The sequence below is a fragment of the Marisediminitalea oceani genome (assembly GCF_003731635.1).
Lineage (GTDB): Bacteria > Pseudomonadota > Gammaproteobacteria > Enterobacterales > Alteromonadaceae > Alteromonas > Alteromonas oceani.
In genome coordinates this window covers 22,018-43,170 of the sequence record NZ_RCUA01000024.1, presented here as the reverse complement: position 1 = coordinate 43,170, position 21,153 = coordinate 22,018, and the positions used below count along the sequence as shown (strand labels likewise).

At 44.6% G+C, this 21,153-nt stretch carries 24 protein-coding genes; 2 read left to right on the top strand and 22 right to left on the bottom strand.

Annotation, left to right across the window (positions count from 1 at the left end; all coding sequences use genetic code 11):
* Window positions 1-190 precede the first annotated feature (190 nt).
* From D9T21_RS08995 to D9T21_RS08920, 16 genes are all read right to left on the bottom strand, one after another.
* Window positions 191-562, bottom strand: coding sequence for a hypothetical protein (locus D9T21_RS08995; protein ID WP_013755265.1), 372 nt, complete (start codon window positions 560-562; stop codon window positions 191-193).
* Between the two features lie 49 nt (window positions 563-611).
* Window positions 612-1,064, bottom strand: a complete 453-nt coding sequence (locus D9T21_RS08990; protein WP_123324661.1) for a hypothetical protein — start codon at window positions 1,062-1,064, stop codon at window positions 612-614.
* Window positions 1,065-1,074: 10 nt separating this feature from the next.
* On the bottom strand, window positions 1,075-1,728 hold the full coding sequence (locus D9T21_RS08985) for a methyltransferase family protein (RefSeq protein ID WP_013755267.1): 654 nt from the start codon (window positions 1,726-1,728) through the stop codon (window positions 1,075-1,077).
* Window positions 1,718-2,041, bottom strand: a complete 324-nt coding sequence (locus D9T21_RS08980; RefSeq protein ID WP_123324660.1) for a DUF2933 domain-containing protein — start codon at window positions 2,039-2,041, stop codon at window positions 1,718-1,720. The genes D9T21_RS08985 and D9T21_RS08980 overlap by 11 nt, the downstream gene beginning before the upstream one ends.
* Window positions 2,042-2,087: 46 nt before the next feature.
* Window positions 2,088-2,441: a cupredoxin domain-containing protein gene (locus D9T21_RS08975; protein ID WP_123324659.1), complete on the bottom strand. Its 354-nt coding sequence runs from the start codon at window positions 2,439-2,441 to the stop codon at window positions 2,088-2,090.
* A gap of 12 nt (window positions 2,442-2,453) precedes the next feature.
* Window positions 2,454-4,802 (bottom strand): heavy metal translocating P-type ATPase, encoded by a 2,349-nt coding sequence (locus tag D9T21_RS08970; RefSeq protein ID WP_206427252.1) that lies wholly within the window; start codon window positions 4,800-4,802, stop codon window positions 2,454-2,456.
* A gap of 24 nt (window positions 4,803-4,826) precedes the next feature.
* A complete protein-coding gene (locus D9T21_RS08965) occupies window positions 4,827-5,237 on the bottom strand; it encodes a MerR family transcriptional regulator (protein ID WP_123324658.1) in 411 nt (136 codons plus the stop codon).
* A gap of 119 nt (window positions 5,238-5,356) precedes the next feature.
* Window positions 5,357-6,409 (bottom strand): hydrogenase expression/formation protein HypE, encoded by a 1,053-nt coding sequence (gene hypE, locus D9T21_RS08960; RefSeq protein WP_013755272.1) that lies wholly within the window; start codon window positions 6,407-6,409, stop codon window positions 5,357-5,359.
* Complete coding sequence (locus tag D9T21_RS08955) at window positions 6,406-6,690, bottom strand: Kae1-like domain-containing protein (protein ID WP_241155671.1); 285 nt, start codon at window positions 6,688-6,690, stop codon at window positions 6,406-6,408. The genes hypE and D9T21_RS08955 overlap by 4 nt, the downstream gene beginning before the upstream one ends.
* A gap of 16 nt (window positions 6,691-6,706) precedes the next feature.
* Window positions 6,707-7,930: a hypothetical protein gene (locus D9T21_RS08950; RefSeq protein ID WP_123324657.1), complete on the bottom strand. Its 1,224-nt coding sequence runs from the start codon at window positions 7,928-7,930 to the stop codon at window positions 6,707-6,709.
* A 12-nt stretch (window positions 7,931-7,942) separates the two neighbouring features.
* Window positions 7,943-8,737: a multiheme c-type cytochrome gene (locus D9T21_RS08945; RefSeq protein WP_105935246.1), complete on the bottom strand. Its 795-nt coding sequence runs from the start codon at window positions 8,735-8,737 to the stop codon at window positions 7,943-7,945.
* Entirely contained in the window at window positions 8,734-9,492 is a 759-nt protein-coding gene (locus D9T21_RS08940; protein WP_013755285.1) for a hypothetical protein, read from the bottom strand. The genes D9T21_RS08945 and D9T21_RS08940 overlap by 4 nt, the downstream gene beginning before the upstream one ends.
* The gene (locus D9T21_RS08935) at window positions 9,492-11,429 is read right to left on the bottom strand and encodes a 2Fe-2S iron-sulfur cluster-binding protein (protein ID WP_123324656.1); all 1,938 of its coding nucleotides are present in this window, start codon (window positions 11,427-11,429) and stop codon (window positions 9,492-9,494) included. Before D9T21_RS08935 ends, D9T21_RS08940 begins: the two co-directional genes overlap by 1 nt.
* Window positions 11,426-12,271: a hypothetical protein gene (locus D9T21_RS08930; RefSeq protein ID WP_123324655.1), complete on the bottom strand. Its 846-nt coding sequence runs from the start codon at window positions 12,269-12,271 to the stop codon at window positions 11,426-11,428. The genes D9T21_RS08935 and D9T21_RS08930 overlap by 4 nt, the downstream gene beginning before the upstream one ends.
* Window positions 12,272-12,300: 29 nt before the next feature.
* Window positions 12,301-12,657 (bottom strand): hypothetical protein, encoded by a 357-nt coding sequence (locus D9T21_RS08925; protein WP_123324654.1) that lies wholly within the window; start codon window positions 12,655-12,657, stop codon window positions 12,301-12,303.
* Window positions 12,658-12,721: 64 nt separating this feature from the next.
* Window positions 12,722-13,177 (bottom strand): hypothetical protein, encoded by a 456-nt coding sequence (locus tag D9T21_RS08920; RefSeq protein WP_105935250.1) that lies wholly within the window; start codon window positions 13,175-13,177, stop codon window positions 12,722-12,724.
* A 443-nt stretch (window positions 13,178-13,620) separates the two neighbouring features.
* Here D9T21_RS08920 and D9T21_RS08910 point away from each other — a divergent pair, with 443 nt between their 5' ends.
* Both D9T21_RS08910 and D9T21_RS08905 read left to right on the top strand, forming a co-directional pair.
* On the top strand, window positions 13,621-15,741 hold the full coding sequence (locus tag D9T21_RS08910; protein ID WP_105935251.1) for an SDR family NAD(P)-dependent oxidoreductase: 2,121 nt from the start codon (window positions 13,621-13,623) through the stop codon (window positions 15,739-15,741).
* A 75-nt stretch (window positions 15,742-15,816) separates the two neighbouring features.
* Window positions 15,817-16,152, top strand: coding sequence for a hypothetical protein (locus D9T21_RS08905; protein WP_232366234.1), 336 nt, complete (start codon window positions 15,817-15,819; stop codon window positions 16,150-16,152).
* A gap of 99 nt (window positions 16,153-16,251) precedes the next feature.
* On the opposite strand, the gene D9T21_RS08900 is transcribed toward D9T21_RS08905, so the two are convergent.
* Genes D9T21_RS08900 through D9T21_RS08875 form a run of 6 tightly spaced genes read right to left on the bottom strand, consistent with a single transcriptional unit; the run spans window position 16,252 to window position 21,153 of the window.
* A complete protein-coding gene (locus D9T21_RS08900; RefSeq protein ID WP_123324653.1) occupies window positions 16,252-16,956 on the bottom strand; it encodes an acetyltransferase domain-containing protein in 705 nt (234 codons plus the stop codon).
* Between the two features lie 11 nt (window positions 16,957-16,967).
* On the bottom strand, window positions 16,968-17,453 hold the full coding sequence (locus D9T21_RS08895; RefSeq protein WP_105935254.1) for a nuclear transport factor 2 family protein: 486 nt from the start codon (window positions 17,451-17,453) through the stop codon (window positions 16,968-16,970).
* A gap of 26 nt (window positions 17,454-17,479) precedes the next feature.
* Complete coding sequence (locus D9T21_RS08890) at window positions 17,480-17,929, bottom strand: YybH family protein (protein ID WP_240621974.1); 450 nt, start codon at window positions 17,927-17,929, stop codon at window positions 17,480-17,482.
* A gap of 42 nt (window positions 17,930-17,971) precedes the next feature.
* Window positions 17,972-18,886, bottom strand: coding sequence for a copper resistance D family protein (locus tag D9T21_RS08885; protein ID WP_123324652.1), 915 nt, complete (start codon window positions 18,884-18,886; stop codon window positions 17,972-17,974).
* A gap of 14 nt (window positions 18,887-18,900) precedes the next feature.
* Window positions 18,901-19,302, bottom strand: a complete 402-nt coding sequence (locus D9T21_RS08880) for a copper resistance CopC family protein (protein ID WP_123324651.1) — start codon at window positions 19,300-19,302, stop codon at window positions 18,901-18,903.
* Window positions 19,303-19,320: 18 nt separating this feature from the next.
* Window positions 19,321-21,153, bottom strand: coding sequence for a 2Fe-2S iron-sulfur cluster-binding protein (locus tag D9T21_RS08875; protein ID WP_123324650.1), 1,833 nt, complete (start codon window positions 21,151-21,153; stop codon window positions 19,321-19,323).

Genomic DNA, 21,153 nt, shown 5'->3' with positions numbered 1-21,153 from the left:
AACCTGACGCTGGCACCAGAAAACTGGGTAACTGTCAGATCAGGTCTGAGCTAGTACAAATAAAGAATACTTTGTATGTGCGCCGGTTCGAATCCCATTTTATTCTTACTATGATCCACAGTGCTAATATCCTGTTTTAATTAGTGCTGATTGGTGAAGTCCAACATAAAGTTGCTCGATTCGCGCTACGCTATTTCTTTCTATTGCTTTGCCCGGGTGGGACACGATGGCAGCTCCAGGGTTTATGTTTCGCATTTTCACGAATGTTTTCGTCAACGAATTGGTAGTAGCCTTCTTTCATCTTTGTCCAAAAGTCATCAGAAATGTCTGCACCGTGTGCACGAATGATTGTCTCAATGCCATCTAAATTGCAGTGGGTCGCGTCATAGCCGATATGCAAAGTGTTTTTGGCTTCTTCAAATGAAACGGCATCAATACCAAAGGTCCCATCAATTTCAGCAACAATTGCTAATAAATTACCGTCGGTAATGCCGGTTAACTTCAAATGCCGTACCACTAAATTAGCCTCAGAAACGCCCACTCTGTGATCTAAATCGCTCATACTTTTCTCCTATAAATTAATTGCCTACACAGTTATGTCAGTCACGTCTCTAATTGCTTAAAACGCTATTGGCATTAACCACTTGCTGCATTAACGATTGTAAAACTGTCATTCTTTGTTCTATTAACAACAAATGTTCATCTATCGAGTTCCCCATCACAACAATGTCGCTTGCTGATATGCCGCTTTCGATAAGAACAAGACTTCTTTGCAGGCCTTTTCTATATGTCTCTTTTAATCGTATCTTTTGTTCAGTATTAGATTCACTTTGGATCCTCTTCTCAATACTCGTTAAGTAGGTATCCATCATCTTCATATGCTCAACAATCAACGTTTGCCTCTCAGAAACGTCATTGATCCGTTGGATGCGTTGCATTAATGCATCCATGACGCGCTCGTTACTGCGTAACATCTCATCGGCACTCATGGATGTCTGAGCACTCGTAAAGGTAGCGGATAAAACGCCTGCGACAAACAATATTGAAACTAATGCTTTCTTCATTTTGTAATCCTTACACGGGGCTTGAAACGTTTGAATTGAGAAATCGTGGGAACCAACCTGGCGTGGCTTGCTTATATTGCCTATAGGTATCACCAAACTCAGTTTCGGCGTGCTGCTCTTCGCGTTTGGCCAGTCGAACATAGACAACAATGAGAATGGGAAACATGAGCAAAGTGGGTAGTGTTGGCCATTGCAGTAAAAAGCCAAACATGATCACAATGAAGGCAACATATTGGGGATGCCGACAACGTGCGTACCAACCGCTGGTCGCTAAGCTGCTCGTTTTTTGCGCGTGATGCAGGACATTCCACGAAGCAGATAAAACAAAGAATCCTAAAACGATGAGAACATTACTTAAGATGTGCAGTACATCCCAATGCGCATCGCCAGATAACCCCAACAGTGTATGCCACAAGTGACCATTTTCGTGACTTAAAAAATCTACGCCTGGGTAACTTTCGGCTAACCAACCGGACAAAAAATAGATAGTGAGCGGGAAACCATACATTTCAGTAAATAACGCCACGATAAAAGCGGAAAATACGCCTAAGCTTCGCCAGTCTGTTTTTGACTTCGGCTTGACGAAACTAAACGCAAAAAAGATAAATATTGCGGAGTTAATGATGACTAACGTCCAAAGCCCATAATCTGATTCACCGTGCATTGTCGCTCTCCATTTTACGTTTTTCCTTGCGTGCCTGCTCTAACCCTTCGATATAACCTTGTCTGTATTGATCATTGTCTTCGGTTTGCTCTTTAAATGTTTGCTCGTCGTTAGCATGTGTCTCATGCCCTTTACCATGACTTCCGTGCATAAAGATATGCATCACCGGGCATAGCAGCAGGATCAAGTATGGTAAATACGGGAAAACATGTTCACCATGCTCGACAAACAAGAAATAGCTTGCCGCCGCTATAAGTCCGATGGCGGACCAACCACTGGGGGTGCGCCAAAAAGGTAATTTTTGTTTATTCACAATACACCTCGCTTTTGTGTCGTTTAAGTTTTCAGAAAACGGTAAATCACTTGATCACCAAAGTGCCACGGTACATTTGCATCTGACAATGAAACGGATAGCGACCTGCCTTTTGGGGGGGAATAGTGACCATCACACGCTGGTTAAGCACTAATGTTTCACTGATCTCCAACTCGGGTATTAGTAGTGTTTCCGCACAGGGAGTCGCATCTTCTCTGTAGAACATCAGTTGTACAGACTCATTCGCGGGCACTGTGATATTGGCAGGTTGATACACGCCATCTTTCACGCGGACTTCGATGCTGCCGTCTCGTACTTCAGTTGACTTTGTTTGGTAAAGCCAAAACCACCAAACAATAAGCCCAATCACGACTAACCCTATCAAATTAATCCACATCATCTTTAGGTTCTCCTAGTGCTCTTTAGCTTTGAATAAACGTAATCGATTCGCGTTGGTCACTACCGTTAACGACGAGAATGCCATCGCTGCACCGGCAATTACTGGGCTAAGTAGTAAGCCTAAAAATGGATAAAAAACACCTGCAGCAAATGGGATCCCCGCGACGTTATAGATAAATGCTCCGAAGAGATTCTGCTTTATGTTTCTCAGCGTTGCCTTACTCACTGCAATCGCATCCGCTAACCCATGTAAGGAGCCTCGCATCAACGTGATATCTGCACTTTCTATTGCGACATCAGTGCCTGTTCCGATAGCAAATCCGACGTTGGCATGGGCTAAGGCGGGCGCATCATTGATCCCATCGCCGGTCATTCCGACGATTTCACCCTCACGTTGAAGTTCGAGCACTTTGTTTGCTTTATCTTCTGGCATCACTTCAGCAACGTAATCAACAATCCCCGCCTTTCGAGCAACGGCTTTTGCAGTCATACGATTGTCCCCCGTCAACATCACCACACGTATTCCGTTGTGCTGTAGGCGGTTAATCGCATCTATTGAGTCTGATTTTATTGGATCGGCAACAGCAATGACGGCAACTAATTTTGAATCAATCGCGAAATACATTGGGGTTTTAGCCTCTGCGGCCAGCCTCTGCGCTTTATCAACGTAATGATGAAGTTCTATTGATTTTTCTTTCATCAATTTTTCATTGCCAAATAGCAAACGCTGAGAATTCAGTGTTGCCGCTACGCCCTTCCCTGCAATGGACTCAAAATCAGTCACCGAGTGGATCGGCACACCTTGCTCTTTCGCTGATTCAACGATCGCCATTGCGAGTGGGTGTTCGGAACCCGACTCCAGGCTTGCAGCTAACGAAAGCACGTCATCTTGATTGTGAGCTGACGCAATAACAACGTCGGTAACTTTAGGCGCCCCCTCTGTTATGGTGCCGGTCTTATCTAATACCATTGTGGTAATTTTCGAAGCAGATTGCAGCGCTTCACCGTTGCGGATAAGTACGCCTGCTTCAGCCGCCTTGCCAACCCCCACCATGACCGACATCGGCGTGGCTAAACCTAATGCGCAAGGACATGCAATAATCAGTACCGTGGTTGCTGACACGATTGCGAAGGCAACCTCGGGAGCCGGACCAAAATTGAGCCACGCTAGTGCGCTCATTACGGCAATGATCATAACAACCGGCACGAAATAGGCAGAAATAACATCTGCCAATCGACCAATAGGTGGTTTTGAATTTTGTGCACGTTTTACCATGTTGATGATCTGAGCTAGCGCGGTGTCTTTTCCCACGCGTTCTGCCCGAAAGACGATAGAGCCTGATTTGTTGATGGTACCGGCCACAACCTCATCGTCTTTTCGCTTCTCAATTGGCATAGGCTCACCCGTTAGCATTGATTCATCAATACTGGTTTGGCCCTCGACGACTACACCATCCACAGAAATGCGTTCTCCGGGTCGAACCCGGATAAGATCATTGAGCAAAACATCTTCAATAGGAATATCAATATCATCGCCATCTCGGATGACACGTGCAGTCTTGGCTTGCAAGCCTATCAGCCTTTTAATGGCCTCTGAGGTTTTACCGCGTGCTTTGATCTCAAGGGCCAGGCCTAAATTAATTAGGCCGATGATCATAGCGGTTGCCTCAAAATAAACATGTCGTGCCATTTCAGGGACATAGCCCGGGAAGAACACAACTGTCATCGAGTACAACCAGGCGGTTCCTGTACCCAAGGCTATCAAAGTATCCATATTGGCCGAATGATTTTTAAACGAATTCCATGCACCCACATAAAAATGCCGACCAGAGAACACCATGACACCTAATGTCATGAGCCCAATAATCAACCATACAATTCGCTCCGTGGTCGTGTTGACGCTCATTTCCCCGGTTACCAAACCATAGATCATGAGCGGTACTCCAAGCGACAATGCGATGACCATGTGTCGCATTAGCTTTTTATAATATGCCCAATCCGCTTGCTCTTTTTCTTCAATGGCAGCCTCATCAGAATCGGCATTTGCCAGCGTTGCGTTATACCCAGCTTCTTCTACCGCACCAACCAGTTCGCTTGGCGAGGCATTACCATTGATAAGCACTGTACGCTGTGCAAAGTTCATTTCTGCGCTGGTGACGCCTGCGACTTGTTTTAAGGCTATTTCAATTTTAGTGACGCAACTGGCACAACTCGCCCCTTGAATATTAAGTTGTATCTCGCCTGCATCGGAAGACACCTGTCTGGTCTGCGTTTTAGTGTCAACCGCTTCGTTCGCAGTTGATGTTTTATCGCCGCCACTACAACACCCATGTGCTTTCGCACTGTCTGTTTTAGAATTCATAAACCACTCCCTATTTAAACCTTGTTATGACTTAAGCGCTGTGAAACCTTCAATTAAATGGCATATCGTATCGGCCGTTGGAGGTTGATCGGGTTTGTTTTGCCACTCTGAAGTGGCTAAGCGCATGCGCTCTCTAAGTTCATGCATGTCCTGATACCGCTGTTCAGTCTCTTTCAACCTCTTTTCAATAAGACGCCTTACCGTTGGACACGGCGCATTGGTTTGTGAAGATGTAACTAGGATCTCTTTAATATCATTGACCGAAAAACCTAGTGACCGAGCACTTAAAATGAATCGTAGTCGCGTCACATCCGCCGGCCGATAATACTTGTATCCATTGTGGGATCTATTTGGGACCAAAAGTCCAATGCGCGTATAATAGCGTACGGTATCAACGCTAATATCTAGTGCATCTGCTATTTGTTTTACCCGCATTTTAAACCCCCTTCTTTATCAACATAGTTGTGCTGCTACAACACGCCTTTAATCCTATGTTTTACTCTCACCTTCATACGATAAACCTGTGAGCCGCTCACAGGTCAACACCTAAACCTTCAACAGATCCGTGGAAGTGGCTCATCTTCAAGTTCACTCATGAAGCGTCGCCCTCCCATTGGCGTAATAATCGACACGCGGCCCTTTAAGTCTGTATTTTTTGATATAACACCAATATGTTGGGCATTTTCACCGTTTTTTATACCCCGCCAATGAGTGAGTACTTCGCTGCTAATATCGGGACTGACAATTGCAATAACGCGTCCCTCACAAGCCAAAACGAAAGGATCAAAGCCTAGAATGTCACACACGCTTGCGACCTCTGGACGCACCGGAATGTTATTTTCAATTAGCTCGATATTGAAACCCGTTTCAGTTGCCACGTCATGGAGTAACACTGATAGTCCTCCACGCGTTGGGTCTCGGACAAAACGAACGCCTTCTAAGTCTCTGATTGCATTGACTAACGGGAAAACGCTGGCACAGTCGGACTTTAATTGGCCATGCAACCCATAGTCCTCACGCGCCAGTAATACGCAAGCACCGTGATCGCCAACAGAGCCACTGACAAGTACATGATCGCCCGGCCTTATAAGACTCGTATCCCAAATTGGTGTTTCTTGGCTGTCACCCACACCCGTTGTATTGATATAAACGCCACCACCGAATCCCTTTGGAACGACTTTAGTATCTCCCGTTATTATGGACACATTGGTTTCTACAGCAGCTTGATGCATTTTATGGACAACCTCCTTGAGAGCCGTCATCGAAAAGCCTTCTTCAATAATGAATGCAGTACTGATATACCGAGGGGTCGCGCCAACGACAGCCAGATCATTCACGGTACCGTAAATACTTAATGCCCCCACATTGCCACCTGGAAATGTGTAAGGTGAGACAACGAAGCTATCGGTTGTCATACTCAGAAAGGGACCTGCGAAGGTTACCGAAGCCGCGTCGTGTAGCAGATCTAGTTCTTTATTGGCAGTATTTTTAAACACATCATTAATAAGTTTTTTGGTCAATATTCCACCATTGCCTTGCGCTAACCGAATAGTATCGGTGTCCAACGGTTCTGATGATGCTCGATTATTACGCTCTATGCCTTTCATGATGATCTCCTTGAGCAATATTCGTGAATTTGCCCGACACTTATTGCTGCATCGTTTAAAGGTAAACTGCTTGGGATAACAACAGGAATGTCTGATTGTGCAAAACGTTCAGCTAGGCCATCGCATAAAATGCGGTTTTGGAAGACGCCTCCGGCCAAACCAATATGTTTGAAATCATACTTTTTGCGACAACGCTGGGTTAACTCCCACGCAGTTTCAATGAGTGATGCGTGAAAATTTGCGACGCGAACTGCTGGCGAACATGTTTTTGCGGATTGCATTAGCCTCTGTCCTCTATTAACTGTGCTGTGCTGGTATCGACCAGCCAATCACAAAGGATAAGGAAACAACAATCGCGCAAAGACCAAGCAATTGAAGCGATTTGAAGCGTTGTTCTTTGGGGCGCAGTAGTACTAGCTTGAATGCGATGAGTGTTTGTATAAGGTAATACAGTGCAAATCCCTTTGACGCGAGATTAATGATTTCAAATACGTTGGATGACCAAACTAATATGCCTGCAATCGCGATAACCAGAACATAGTAAAACTGAGGAGATATGGGTAAGTGGAAGAGTTCTTTTAGCAGTCCTCCGCCACCGATAGTATCGGCCAATGCGGCGCTTAACTGACTTGCTGTCGCTGCCACTAACAATAATATGGGCAATACCCAAATGGCTTGACCCAGGGTATAACTAATGGTGGTTTCATTCAGTTCGGTTATCGGAAAATCGAGAAATATGGGACAGGTTAAACCAATAAACACAGCGTAAAGAAAAATGGCAATCCACTGGGCATATCGCCCTGCTTTAATGCGCTGCTCTGCATTGTAGTTACTGCCCATGAAGCGCGTTGTCTCAAACCCTTGCGTAACCATGAGCATACCCGCGAGCATACTAAGGGTTTCAAAATGGCTGAGGGATTGTATCGCTTCGTGTTTAAACCACGCACTTTGGACTTGTATGTCGTAGGTTGCCAGCGCGACAAGCACACCCACAATAATCGCCAACTTAATGGTTACCGCGAATAGCTCGATGGTCTCTAGCCCTCTCGCACCGCGAAGCCAAGCGACCAGCATAATGATGACAAGCAGCCCACTGGTAAACAATTTAATGAGTGTTGTATCAGCGATAGCCAAGCGGTCAAAGACAAATGCGGCAAACAAGCTAATGTAAAACGCCACGGAAATCGCATAGGCAGCGCCAAGTGCCCATTGACTGGCTTTCTCAAGCGTTGCGATACTGCCGTGGGGATTGCGAGCAAGCTCAGGCTCTGCGTGACGTATATTGAAGCGAATGACCGAACCCAACGTATATGCCAGAATGGACAACAGAATAATGCCCAGCAGCGCCCATTTGCCCATCACCGAATGCAGCAGTGGTGCAATGATCAAAAAGCCACTGCCAATTATTGAAGCCAACGGGGTGACTGTTGCTCGCCATTGGACAGATTGTCGTAGGCGAGGCAGAAACAATACTATTGCTACCAACAGTGAGGTTGCCAGCGCAATGGAATTTGTGATCACAGTTTCTCCCCCTTAATGATGCTTGTACCAGCCGGCACGCTTAATATCGTTCCAGGAAGTCGATTGATGACAGGCATAACACGCCTCCACTTTGGCTTTTGGCTCGCCAGCGACTTTGGCGGAAATCATTTTAAAATGTTGCATGTAGTGACTGGGCGGCGCTTCATGACATTGATTGCAATCACGAGATTGACTCGAGGGGTGAATAAACGTCGGCAGTGACCACTTGTCTGTACTGTGGCATTGCACGCAATCCTCTCCGAACAACGTGAAGTGGCGATCATCGTTGCTGTGGCACTGTGAACAATTCAATAATGCTTCTTTATCACTGACGTCGGGATGCACAAATAGGGGATCAGCCGTTTGCTTATTCGCTAGAACATTTTCTAAAAAAGCCATCGTGGCTGCGCCTTCGTCAAATGGCACGTTTGGGTTGGGGAGCATATTGAACCCAATATCGACCAATGCAATATGGTTCATCAGTGAAATCTTAGCATCCTCACCTTGATGCTCAGTATGACAACTAGCACATTCTGTTATGTCGGCGTGAAACGCAGTAGGTTGACGCGCGACGATATGGGTATCATTTGCATGACAGGCGACACACTTGTCGCGCTCAACGCCTTCTACTGGCGTGTGACAACTCAAGCAGTCATCCGCCAAAAACGCATGCGCTTTGCTCAGTGAACCAGGCTCTACCATTTGTTCCCACGGAATTTTTGCAAGATCCTCTGGTGTGTGAAAAAAATGGCTAACACCAAAGCCCGCTGCAACTAAGCCCAGAATAACTATTATCCACTTGATCATAACCAGCGTAGTCCAAAATAAACTTCGCTGAAAATGTGAAAGAACAATACGCCATAGAGCGTTATCGAAATCACGATATGAAACTTCAACCAACGAGCAAACCAAGTTTTCGCAGTGTCGTGAATCAGAATGCTGTATTCAACATCAGAAATGGCATCGATAATGGATAGAACCTTACTCTCTTGTCGAAACAGCTTACTTTGCGCTGAAGTAGGTACACTTAAAGCAATGTATGGAATGTGTCTCGCTGATGTTTGGGCGAAAGTCGAATATCTTACGTCGCAGACCGCGTCTTTAAGCGATTGTTTGGCGCTTGAAAGTGCACCTTGGAGTTCTGTCACTTGACGCTTTTTCTCTTTTACATTTGAGGAAATAAGCCCTAGCACATACCGACCAACAAACCCACTGATCACAACGACCATCATAAAGATGATGATGGAGACTCCAGTAGCACTATCAAAACGATGAGCGCTATGGATGAGTGCAAGAATAGGTCCCAATACTCCAGCATAAATATGAATGCGCAGCAGCGTAGGCATGGCTATTTGCTTGGTCACGACTTTCTTTAGTGCTTTGTTGCGTTTAATGATCATGTAAAGCAACGGAATAAACATTAATACCAGCGCAGTCAAACCAACGACAAATCCAGCAAAGCTGCCAGGGAATGCAGGGTCACGGTGCCACACAAACCCTAGCCAAAGTAAGATCATTAAGACCACCAAGCTGCCTACAATGGTACGCTCTTGACTATTCACTATGCTTCCACCTCCACATCAGTTTTAGGGATGGCTTGACATGCTAAAATATAACCACTGACCCTATCTTCTGGCTCCAACCCATCATCAACCTCCATATCAACATCGCCGCGCAGTAATTTCACTTTGCAACTGCCGCAAGAGCCTGCCCGGCACGAATTCTCAATATCAACATCAAGTCCATCAGCAACGTCCAATACGGTTTCATCTGTGCCGGCTTGTGCCTGTGCATTTGATAAACTAAATCGCACTTGGCGCGTATTGTTTGCAGGCGTGTTTGGGGCAACCTCCGTTTTAGTGGCCGTTTTCTTCGGACTCGCACCACCGAAAGCTTCTGTTTTAATATTCGCTTCAGGCATACCCAATTCAGATAAAATATCCTTGGTTGCATCCATCATTGCCGGCGGCCCACAAATGTGTGCTGTTTTTAATGCTATGTCCGGCACGAATTCATTTATCAATGCCGATGAAAAACGCCCCTGAGGTCCCATCCAAGAAGTGCCATCCGCCTGTGTCATACTGACGAGTACTTTCAACCTTGGGTGACGTGCTTGTAGATATTTTAATTCCTGTTCAAAAATAAAATCGTTAGACGTTCGCGTACAAAACAGAAAATAAATGTCACCGTCCCAGCACGTCGTGGTTAAATAACGCACCGCGCTCATCATGGGCGTGATCCCAACCCCCCCTGAAATCAATACAACGCTACTTGCATCTTGACCATTGAAGTAAAACTTGCCGCCAGGCGCTTTAATTGAAAGCGTATCTCCCACATTTACGACGTCATGCATATGACGAGAAACAACACCGAATTCCTCGCGTTTGATGGTGACTTCAAAGTAATACTGCTCAGTGGGTGATGATGCGATGGTGTAAGACCGCTTCACCGGTTTTTCAACACCATCAATCGTGAGCGTAAAAGTCACAAATTGTCCAGGTTCAAAACTAAATGGGATGACTTGACCATCGGCGCTGGCAAGTCGAAACGTTTTAACATCATGGGTCTCATGAAAAATACCGGTGACTTGCATACTGCCGCTATAGACACCTTTACGCGGTGACATAGTCGTAGAAGATAATGCCTGCGCTGTAGCGGGTATTAAAACAGCGTCAGTCCCTACAGGTGCGTTAGTAGGTATCTCGTTAAGTGATGTGTGCTTCGTGGGCGCAGAAGCGCTTGCGGTCTCAGTGGACCTAAGCTCTTCTAGCAATGCGGCAGCTCTGCGCATTTTAAATCCATAAACATACACCATGACGACAGTGAAGATCAGCAGAACAAGCATCACTGCAGTATGAAACGGCGTCATGCCAAATAGTGTTGAGGAATCATTCACTGGTGAACTGGGTAGCAAATTCATTTGCGATTTAAACCAGGTTAATGCCACTCTTCTGGGCTCTTGCCCATCTTGTATTGCCCGTTTTGCCGCCAGACCACTATCAAAATGCGCGATCCCTTCTTTAACGGTCTCAACAGCTACTTGCATTTGGGTATAGTCATCAACGGCTGCGGCACGGGCGAGCGATTCAAACCCGGTAGTCAGTTGTTCACTTCCTTGTTGCATACGCGCCGACGCTTTGCCTAAGATACTATCTCTTTGTTCCGGCGTGGTTGATTGCATCCGCATTAAAGTTGGATAGAGATCTTTAGGTTTAGGCGCTCCCATTTTCTCCATCATTTTATCCATGCCTTTTGCCATACCTGGCCCCATCATTGCGTTGGCATTGCCCGGCTGACCTTTAACTTGGCTGGCTAAAGCTGGAGAATCTGTGCTTGCCGCAACAATCGGCCCATTCGCTGCCTCAGGATGATGACTGGCATGCTCACTATCCTCAGTCTGTTGCTGTGCGTGCGCATTTATAATCACGAAAAAAAGAACGACGTTTAGAATGACACAATAGCGGTGAATCATTGATGCGCGTTTACTCCCCCTAGTCATGACGCATCCTTTTGTTCAGCCGCCCACAGCGCATTTATTTTCGCAATCTGCGGGGGTGTTAATACAGAGACGGCTTTCCCCACCGAAGCAATAAACTGTAGGCGTAGGGTGCTGTTTATGGCCTCTATTTTACTAATGGTGTCTTTAATATTGTCGTATTGAGGCAATCCTTGGGCTGTCAATTCCCACAATGATGCCTCTAATGCACTACGCTGCTGCGCAAGGCTTTTTTGGAAAGACTCCCACTCAGATTGAATCAATAACAACGTTTGATACTGCGTATCTGTTATTTCTAATGTTGTTGTATGGTTTAAGAAAAAGGCTTGTTCACCAAGGTGGTAAATATGAGGTGCACTACTCGCACCTGGCAAGCTTATCGTTGATGAAGGTTTGGATATCTCCGGTGTATTTTGTTCAGGAGGCATACCCATCATCGAACTATTTTTCATCATCATCTTACACATCATCCCCATGCAAGACTTTCCGTTCATTGTCATCTTCTTTTTCCCTTTTCCCATGCCCATCTTCATCTTGCTCGTCGCTTGGGGGGGCGTAGATGATTCGTTGAGTTGAGGGCTGGTATCGCTCTGTTTAACGCCGGTATTGCTTTTTGATTGCGCTACCAGTGAGTTGTCTAATGAGCGCAAAGCTGATTGGATCTTTGCAAAGTCAGCCGGCGCTAACTCGGGCGTAGTGTCTGAAGATTGTGTTTCTTTAGGTTTTTCTTTCGAACTAGTTTGTTGTGTTATCGCTGAACACGCGGTTGTGAATAAGACACTAGATAATACCAGACTCACAATAGCCGCTAAACGGTAGGTTTGGTGACACTCTCTAATCTTCACAACGGCATGCTCCTATTCAAAAATATCGACTAAAACCCACGATCAAACTCGACCATGTCATAACGTGCTAGTTCGCCATCAAGTACAATAGCCTCTGCAAAATGCTCATCCTTCGTTTTACCTAATCGAATTTTGCCCACGAATTCGCGCGAGTAGCCGTCTTCCCCTTCAGAAATTGCTGTCGCATCAAAAACGGTGCGATAAACATTAAAGACTTGATGTTCTTTGAGACCATCGGTGTCAGAGACACACACCACTACTTGTTTATCATCGACGGTAACAACCTGCCCACTCATGATGTAGTCATGGTATATCTGGCTTGCACAGCCCCCTAGTAGCCCAACAGACAAGACTGCAATTGATAAAAGCTTGATTAATTTTTTCATGTAAAACTCCCGCGATTATTAAAAGAAAAGAGGCAGTCGCTTTTCCTGCCTCATAACGCATTGATTAGTTCTTTTTATGCTTGTGTATTGGCTTCGCTTTTTCAGCCGTATGTCCCATCATTTGCCCCATCATGTCTTCCATCATGGCCATACGCTGTTCCATCATTTTCATTTTCTCATCGGTCGACATATCACTGTGTTTATGCTCCATGCCCATGCCGCCTTTCATTCCTTTTCCATCTTTCATTCCCATCGAATCTTTGCCTTCCATCATGCCCATCATGTCTTGCATCTTTTGGGCATGCTCATGCAACATGGCTTCACGCTTTTCAGGATCAGATTCACTTTTTACTGCATCTAAAACTGCTTGCATTTCTTCCATATGTGTTTGCATTTTCTTCATCATCTGACCGTCCATCATCGGCATGTCAGATTTATCAGTGTGTTGATGCGCGTAAGAAGTCGCAATTGGCGCAGCGACAAGGGCGCTGGCCAGTAATAATGACGTTAATGTTTTCATAATTTTTCCTTTAATTGTGCTCACATGAGCGGTTTAGGTTTGAAATAGACGACTTGTCACCTTAATCCTATGTCTTAGACTCAGGTCAAGGTGCTATTTGGGCGATAAAAATTCGGCCAAAACCTCAAGCTCTTCATCTGTTATAGGCATTTGTGGCATTGCAGATTAGTGCTATCGTAATTTTTTGCACCCGATTTATCCTTTGCTTTTGATGAAATCCATCCTATAAATCACACGATAAATGTAATTGATTTAGATCAATCCTTCACGACAATCGGATTACAGAATCATTACATTTCCGTAATCAAATCATGGGTTTATTTATCCTTGGTTCAAAATTATCTATGCTCAAGCTGCGTCAACAGGTCTCCTCATAGCTACTTTGCAGCGGCATATGCTGAATACCAGATGCAATTTTTAATTGGGTGAGCGGATAATAAGAAATGACGAAACACAAAATTGCGGTAATTACCGGTGCAGGATCAGGGATTGGATTAGCATTGACTAATGAATTCTTATCAAGGGATCCAAATATGCTTGTTGTTGCACTGTGTCGTGATAGCTCAGGACTAGGAGCGTTCAATGAAAAATTTGAACCCCGCCTCATCATAGAACACGTTGATTTTAATAACGAAGCGGCAACGATTGAAATTCAAGAAACGCTTAGCCAATACGAACAGATTGATTACTTAGTGCATTGTGCAGGTATTGTCACACCGCTTAAACCTATTCAATCAATAGGCTACAAAGAATGGCGCACGGCACAAAGAATCAACTGCGATATCCCCTTTTTGATAACACAACTGTGCCTGGATAAGTTTAAACATAGCCGCGTACTGTATTTGACAAGCGAGCAACCCGTTAGTGCAGTGAAAGGCGCATCAGCATACTGTGTGAGTAAAACGGCTTTAAATATGGTGTGTAGTTGTTTTAGACAAGAAGTTAATGAAGATGTAGCTGTTTTTGCCACCGCAGCTCCCGGAAATGTTGATACAGCGATGCAAAAAAAAATCCGGCAAGTGCCAAGCGATGTACTGCCGATGTCGGCCTTTTTAAGAGGCTTACATGAAGAGAACAAGCTACTACCGCCGCGCCTTGTTGCACAATACCTTTGGCAATTGTTAAATCGTATAGACCCAAAGACATTTAGCAGAACAAATTGGGATTTATTGCAAAGCATTGACGAAGCGCCGCTCAACCCAATTGATACCAATAAAACTATTTCAACGAAGCCAACTGAATCTGACTTACTGTCGTTGCGAAACAAGTTAAGCGGCAGTGTCTGGGACGTTGGAAGTACAGGCTATTCAGCGCGGCGTCATGTTTTTAATCGAGCCATTTCACATTTTCCATATGCGATAGTCGTGCCTGAGTCAGACGTCGATATCATTAATACAATTGACTATGCCAATCGCCTTAATTTACAAATATCAGTTAAAGGCGGCGGCCATGGGGTAACGGGTGCGGCCGTTATTGACGGTGGCATTGTCCTTGATATGTCTGCCTTTCAAAGTATAGAACTTTGCGCAGTTGGTCAGTCAGTAAGAGTGGGCGCGGGTGTGAAAAATCATAATTTGGATCTGTTCTTATCGAAATATAAGAAAGTGATCCCATTAGGCACCTGCCCGGATGTCGGTGTTGTAGGAGCAACGTTAGGCGGCGGGATCGGTTTTTTGTCACGCAAACATGGGTTAAGTTGCGACAATGTCTTGGCGTTTAATCTGATCACAGCAGATGGTCAGCAAAGAGTTATAAACACTTTGGAACACTCTGATCTTTTTTGGGCACTACGCGGCAGTGGCGGCTCTCAATTTGGCGTTATCACCCACATAACATTTAGGCTGCACCCGGCTCCAGCTTATGTTCAAGGAGGTATCATTGAATGGCCAATTCAAAAGGCAAAGCCTATTTTAAAGCAATACAGCGATGCTGTACTGCAGGGGCCGAGAACGCAATTCTTATATGCATACATCGCTCGTTCAGCGTTACAAAATGCAAAAATATCAATTATGGGGTTTAGTGAAGACCCTGACTCCAACCTAAATAACATAGCAAAATGGGAAACGGATGCCGATATCTCTGTTACGCATAAACAATACATAGAGTGCCAGTCAAATGAATATGAACAAGGGCACGCACTTTATTGGCGCAATGGGATCATTGAAGGTGAACTTACGGAACAGTTTATTGATGCGCTTTTGCAATGCTATCAGTCTTGCCCAGACAACGCAGCGGGCATTATGCTCGATCCGTTATGTGGCGCGATCCAGGATATCGAGACCCATGAAACCGCATTTATTCATCGCGATGCCTCATTTGTATGTAGCATCACGGGTGTGACTCTGCCCGATCAAGACAATACCAAGGTTATAGACTGGGTTAATCAAACCTATGAACGATTATCCCCATTTTTTAATGGCCATGCCTACCAAAATTATGACATGGGCAACGACTGTCCATTGACCAGTTATTTCGGTCACCATGTAGAGCGTTTGATTGCTTTAAAAAAGAAATACGACCCTCAACTTAGGTTTGCAGGCTCTTTGCAGCGGGATTTACAATAAACCGTTAAGCTGGTGTAATACTTACTCAAGCGCTATGGCGATCAACCGTCAGTTGCAGTAATTAGGATATATACAGTGTTTAAATGGATGTTAGTTTTTACTCTACTTCTTCCCACCATTTGCTTTGCCGATACCGATGACTATGTTCACGCAGACTTCTATCGCGGATTAGTTGGCCTTAAAAAACAGGTTGATGAGATTAATCGAGATTTACGACTATTGGAAAATGCTACGCTTTCCAATGCAGAAGTTAATCGTCGACTTGCGCGTATTGAACAAGATATTGATGCGGTGAAAACGTTATATAATGAAGCGACACGCAATTTGGCCAACACAGTATTAACATTAACAGCCATCCTAGTTGCCGTTATTTCTGCGGTTATTGCTTGGATGAACCCACACTATTACTGATATACAAGTGCTAGAAACGCCGAGACTACTTGTAAAACAAACAACGCTCTACTTTTGTCAAAGGTCCCTTATTATCATTGTCTCATCTTCAACTTAGACTCACATAACCGAATGCGAAAGCCAATACACGCTGCCTAATGTTACAAAAAACAGAGGTTGATGTAACACATACACAGCAAGACTGTGACGTCCTAAAAACGTGATTTTAGTTGATAATTTCAGTGAAGCACAGGGATCTATACCCTTAATAAACATATGGCCAACGCCAATGCCCAGCAATACAACGCCAATCCAAGGAAATAGTGCAACATAATCGTTGGGTGATGACGGCAGCCCCAATTCCCATAAGTTAAACGGCCATTTACTTGTAACCACATTCGTTAAGAACAGTGTAATAATCCCTATCCCAATAAAACAAGCCATGACTGGATAACGTGCGAAGGGAAGGCATAGTACACTGGCCACGGCGATAAAGTGTAAAACACCAAAAAATATCCAATTACTATTGAAAAACCAATAAGTAAATAGTGATATAACGCATGCCCATACCACTATCCACATTATTCGCTTCGCAAAGGATTTCAAATCCACGCGTTGGTGATGAGCGAACACCAATGATGCACCCACACTTAAGAAAAAGAGTGATAAAATGACATACCGAAATTGTTTCCAGCCAGGACCATTTGGCACACTCCAATCTACCCAGCCAAAGAACCGCAAGTCATACGCGAAGTGAAAGATCACCATTAATACAATGGCGACCGTGCGCATGATGTCTAGGGTAACGTTGCGAGTGATGGGCATACTGACGTCGCTTAATGATGCTTGTGGGGCTTTTTATCGCGGGTAGACGAATGTGAATGTATGACTTTCCATCCTTTACTCGTTCGTTTAAACAAGTACGTTTGGTAGCCCTTTTTGTCAAATGTTGAGCCAGTTTTTCTTACTTCACCAGACACATTTACGGTCGTAATCGCCCATGCCATATCGTCATCAATTGTAATATCCATATCCAATATATCGATGGTGAGGCGTTTGAGTACTTCTTTCTCTGGCTCCACATGATTTTCGACGAGATCACTTAATCCTGTGTTTTGGCCGCCTGATTCAATGTATCGAGCACCTTTATGGTCGAGATAGTGTTCATAAAAAGGCCGTCCTTGGCCCGACTCCCAACCGTTTTCAATAGCAATGATAATTTCTTCAATCGTCGCTTTGTCTTCATCTGCCTGTGATGCAAAGACGCCCAGTGTAGTTGTGCTTAACATCAGGACGAGTGAGATTCGCATAAGTAACGTCATTTAAAGTTTTCCTATAAATTAAAGTGTTAATGGGACCAGTGGATATGACTTATTTTCCAATGACCATTGATAAGGTTAAGTACCAGTGTTTCATTTCCTTGCTTATCAATTTGTTTACCTTTGTATGTGCCAAGGGTGTGGCTTCTGGCAATTGAGACCGCCGTATCCCCATAAACGCGAACATGATGTTCAATTGTTGTGGTTTTGACAGCCGCAGAAAACCGCATATCACCGTGTAAATGATGTTGTCGATATTCTTCAGCACTGCGTTCTATTCGCGATCCCTCTAAAATAATGACTTCGGATGTCAATGCACTCATGACGTCATCCGCTTGTCCATTAGATAATGCTTCGTGATAAGCGAGCACACTGCGACCCGCTGCAGTATCCAAGCCACTGAAGTGAGTTGCAGAGTGCTCTATTGATTTGAGTGGCTCATGAGCAAACGTACTAAATGAAAGCAGCGCAATAGACAAAACAGTCGTTAAAACGTAATTAATTTTCAGATAAATCCAAAGTTAAGATTGAGGACCAAGAACAGTAGTCAAAACAGCGGTGATCAGAAAAATGCATAGTCCAATGAGCATTTCAATTTGGATCGAACGGCGCATGTCTATCGCTGCGTTACTGTGCGTTAAAAGCTTGGGCGTTAATTTTAATTTATGCCATGCGGCAAGCAGCAGGATCGCATTGACAAAGCCCAGCTTTAACAGAAGGCTTTGTCCATAGATTTGATTGAATAAATTACCTACAGAACCAACTAGCTCCCATGCTAGCAGAGTGCCGGCAAGGAGCAGCAGGCTCACCAGTCCTATAGCAAGATGACCAAATTGCCGCATCAGACTGTATAGCGGTGTAGGCGATAGGTGTAGGCATGCTGCTGACAACGGCCAAAGAGCGCCCATCCAGCTTAGCGCGATGATCACATGCACAGCTAATGCATAACCATATGAACGTTCCAGTTGCACGGTATGCCCGGAAAGCATGAATACATATCCAATACTCCCCCACAGAATTATTGCACCAAGAAGAGTCACGATAAATTGAGGCGTTTTTTTGCGAGCGAGTTGCCAATAAAACGATCCACAAAAAGCAATGCCGACGATGAATATGCACAGCCGACTTATTGCAATAGTCCCTAAAGTAGATTGTGCAACCATACGTCGCATGACCGCATCAAACATGCCTGTGAAACCCGTTTGAGATAGCGACCCCACTTGGAAAAAGAAATCCAACGTAGTCGCGAAAACACCAACTAAACCAAACATAGCCATATACTTAATAATATGACCTTGCAGAAGCAGACGAGCGTGAGTTTGTTTTTCCAGGCTAAACGGCACTAAAAGAAGGATAAGAAATCCGCCCAAAAGCGCCGACAGTCCTAGATAGACAGTAAGCTTGGTGGATAGGATCAATACTTCCCAAATTGCCATTTTAATCTTCCTCTTTAATGGTCTTTGTGTTGACTATGGGCTTTTTTGTCATCTTGCATGGACTTGTTTCCGTGAACCATGAAGTCAAATGAACCGTCCATTTTGTGCCCATCCTCACCAAGTAACATCCACTGTGCGGTATAGTTACCCGGCGATAACGTCGGTAAGTCGTAATTAAAGAAAGTGCTAGACTCCATCGATGGAGAAAAATTAAAGTCGACAGGCTCGCCGTTTTGAGAATTTAACGTCAATTTGGCCAAACGAACTGGCTCAGTAAAAACAACGGACAATTGTGGAGGCGATGACATTAACATCGCATTGTTTTTTGGCATGGACGTTTTCAACGATGTGTGAGCATAACTGCTTGTGCTCAAGAAAAGAGCGGTCAGTAAGAACGTTGACAATAGTGTTTTCATAAATAAACCTCGGTAGTTTTAAGTAGTAGTAAATGGTGAAAATGAATCGATTTGTATAGCATTTTCATTGACGGAGTAGCGTAATAGTAACTGGGTTACATCGTTCATCATTGCCGGAGGACCGCAGAGGAAAAACAAACATCGATGGAGGCTACGGTGCGCAGACACAAATGCATTCAACGGCGTTTGTACGCGGCCCACCTGTCCATACCAAACAGAAGACGCGTTAGACACGATAGGTTGATAGGAGAAATTGGAATGCTGTGTTTCAACCGCTTTTAACCAGCAATGATTTGCCAATTCAACAGGGTGTTTGGCGCCATAAAAGAGGGTTATAGGCAGTGTCGAATGCAAGCCAAATATTAGTTCATCGATTAGAGCTTTTAGAGGTGCTATACCCGAGCCCCCTCCGACCAACACAATTTCTCGTACACCAAGATCATCAGGTAAGTTAAATCCCCCTCGAGGCGCAACTATATCAACCACAGTGCCGATGCTTAAATTACCAAGGTGAAAAGAACCGATGCCAGGTCTTTGGTTGTTAGATTGTGCCGGTTGCATTTTTATATTGAATGTAAGCACGCCACTACCATCATTTCGGTTTGCAACTGAATAATGCCTGACAGTGTTTGGATGGGAAAATGTAGCTGATTCAAAACGCGGCCAATAAGGCCGATAGCGTCTCGGTAAGTCTTTCGGAAACGCTAAAGATTGACCTTCTTTAATCGTGAATTGAACAAAACTGCCAGGCTTAAAATCCAGTGGAACACTGCCTTGATGTTTAAATCTTAATTCTTTGATAAAGGGTGTAATGAATGTGTTTGAGAGCAACTCGCATGATACTGTTTTGGGGTTTGGAGACTCTACAAGCTGAACGTTGCCTTTCAAATCAGTGTTTTGCTGACAAGCTAAACGGTATCCGGACAACAACCTGTCTTGAGATAAGCGATATCGTTCTGCAACTGAAATGGCAGCCGTTGGATCAAGACGCACGATACATTGGCCGCATGTTCCCCCTCCCCCACATACTGACTCAATAGAAAGGGCATTGTGCTGTAAACAGTCCAGAAGTGATTCATTGTCCTTAGCAACGACGTTTTGGAGGTAACCTTGCTGATCAAGTACCACTATGTCTTGCTTTCTATACCACCACCCAATGAATACTTGCTTATTTTTAACGAGGCTAACCAGCCACAGAATTCCTGAAATACTCAACAGCAAAGTCAGTAACGCGAGGAACTTGATCCACCAGTGATTAAATGAGCCGGTGTTCTGATAGTCCATAAAGTGCAATAACATCAACAAGTTTGTCCATTCTCTGTTGCTATCGACGACGCCGGCTATTTCCCCTGTCGATGCTCGGACATAAATGTGTGTCGTTTCTCTGTCTGATAAACGTACATGCCAAACCGATTGTTGCTCTTTGGGTAGATGCTCTATCGGTGGATGAACAAGGCGTAAATCTTGAATAGGCGAAGTTAACCGGAAGTGATTGTTGACCAGATCACGGATATCGTTCGCTGTTAGTTCTATTTTATTTCCCTTTATCGCGTCTATTAACTCATACTCTCTTTCATGGGCATGTCTAGCATAGTGCGTCATAACCTTATAGGTCGGGTTTCCCAACAAGCTAAGCAGCTCAATAGAGAGCGCATTGGGTGAGCGTATAAGGACGTTCTCGACGGATATTAGGTTTTGCGTTAATACACTTCCTGCAATAGCGTCACTTGCGATTCTGGAGAGGGGTTTACTGTGCTCAGCCTGTCCGAGTAAAAAACCCGTAGCGAGCCAAACCATTAATTGTGAAAACACAATTAATGCAAGGTATTTGTGAATGATCCGCCAGAACAT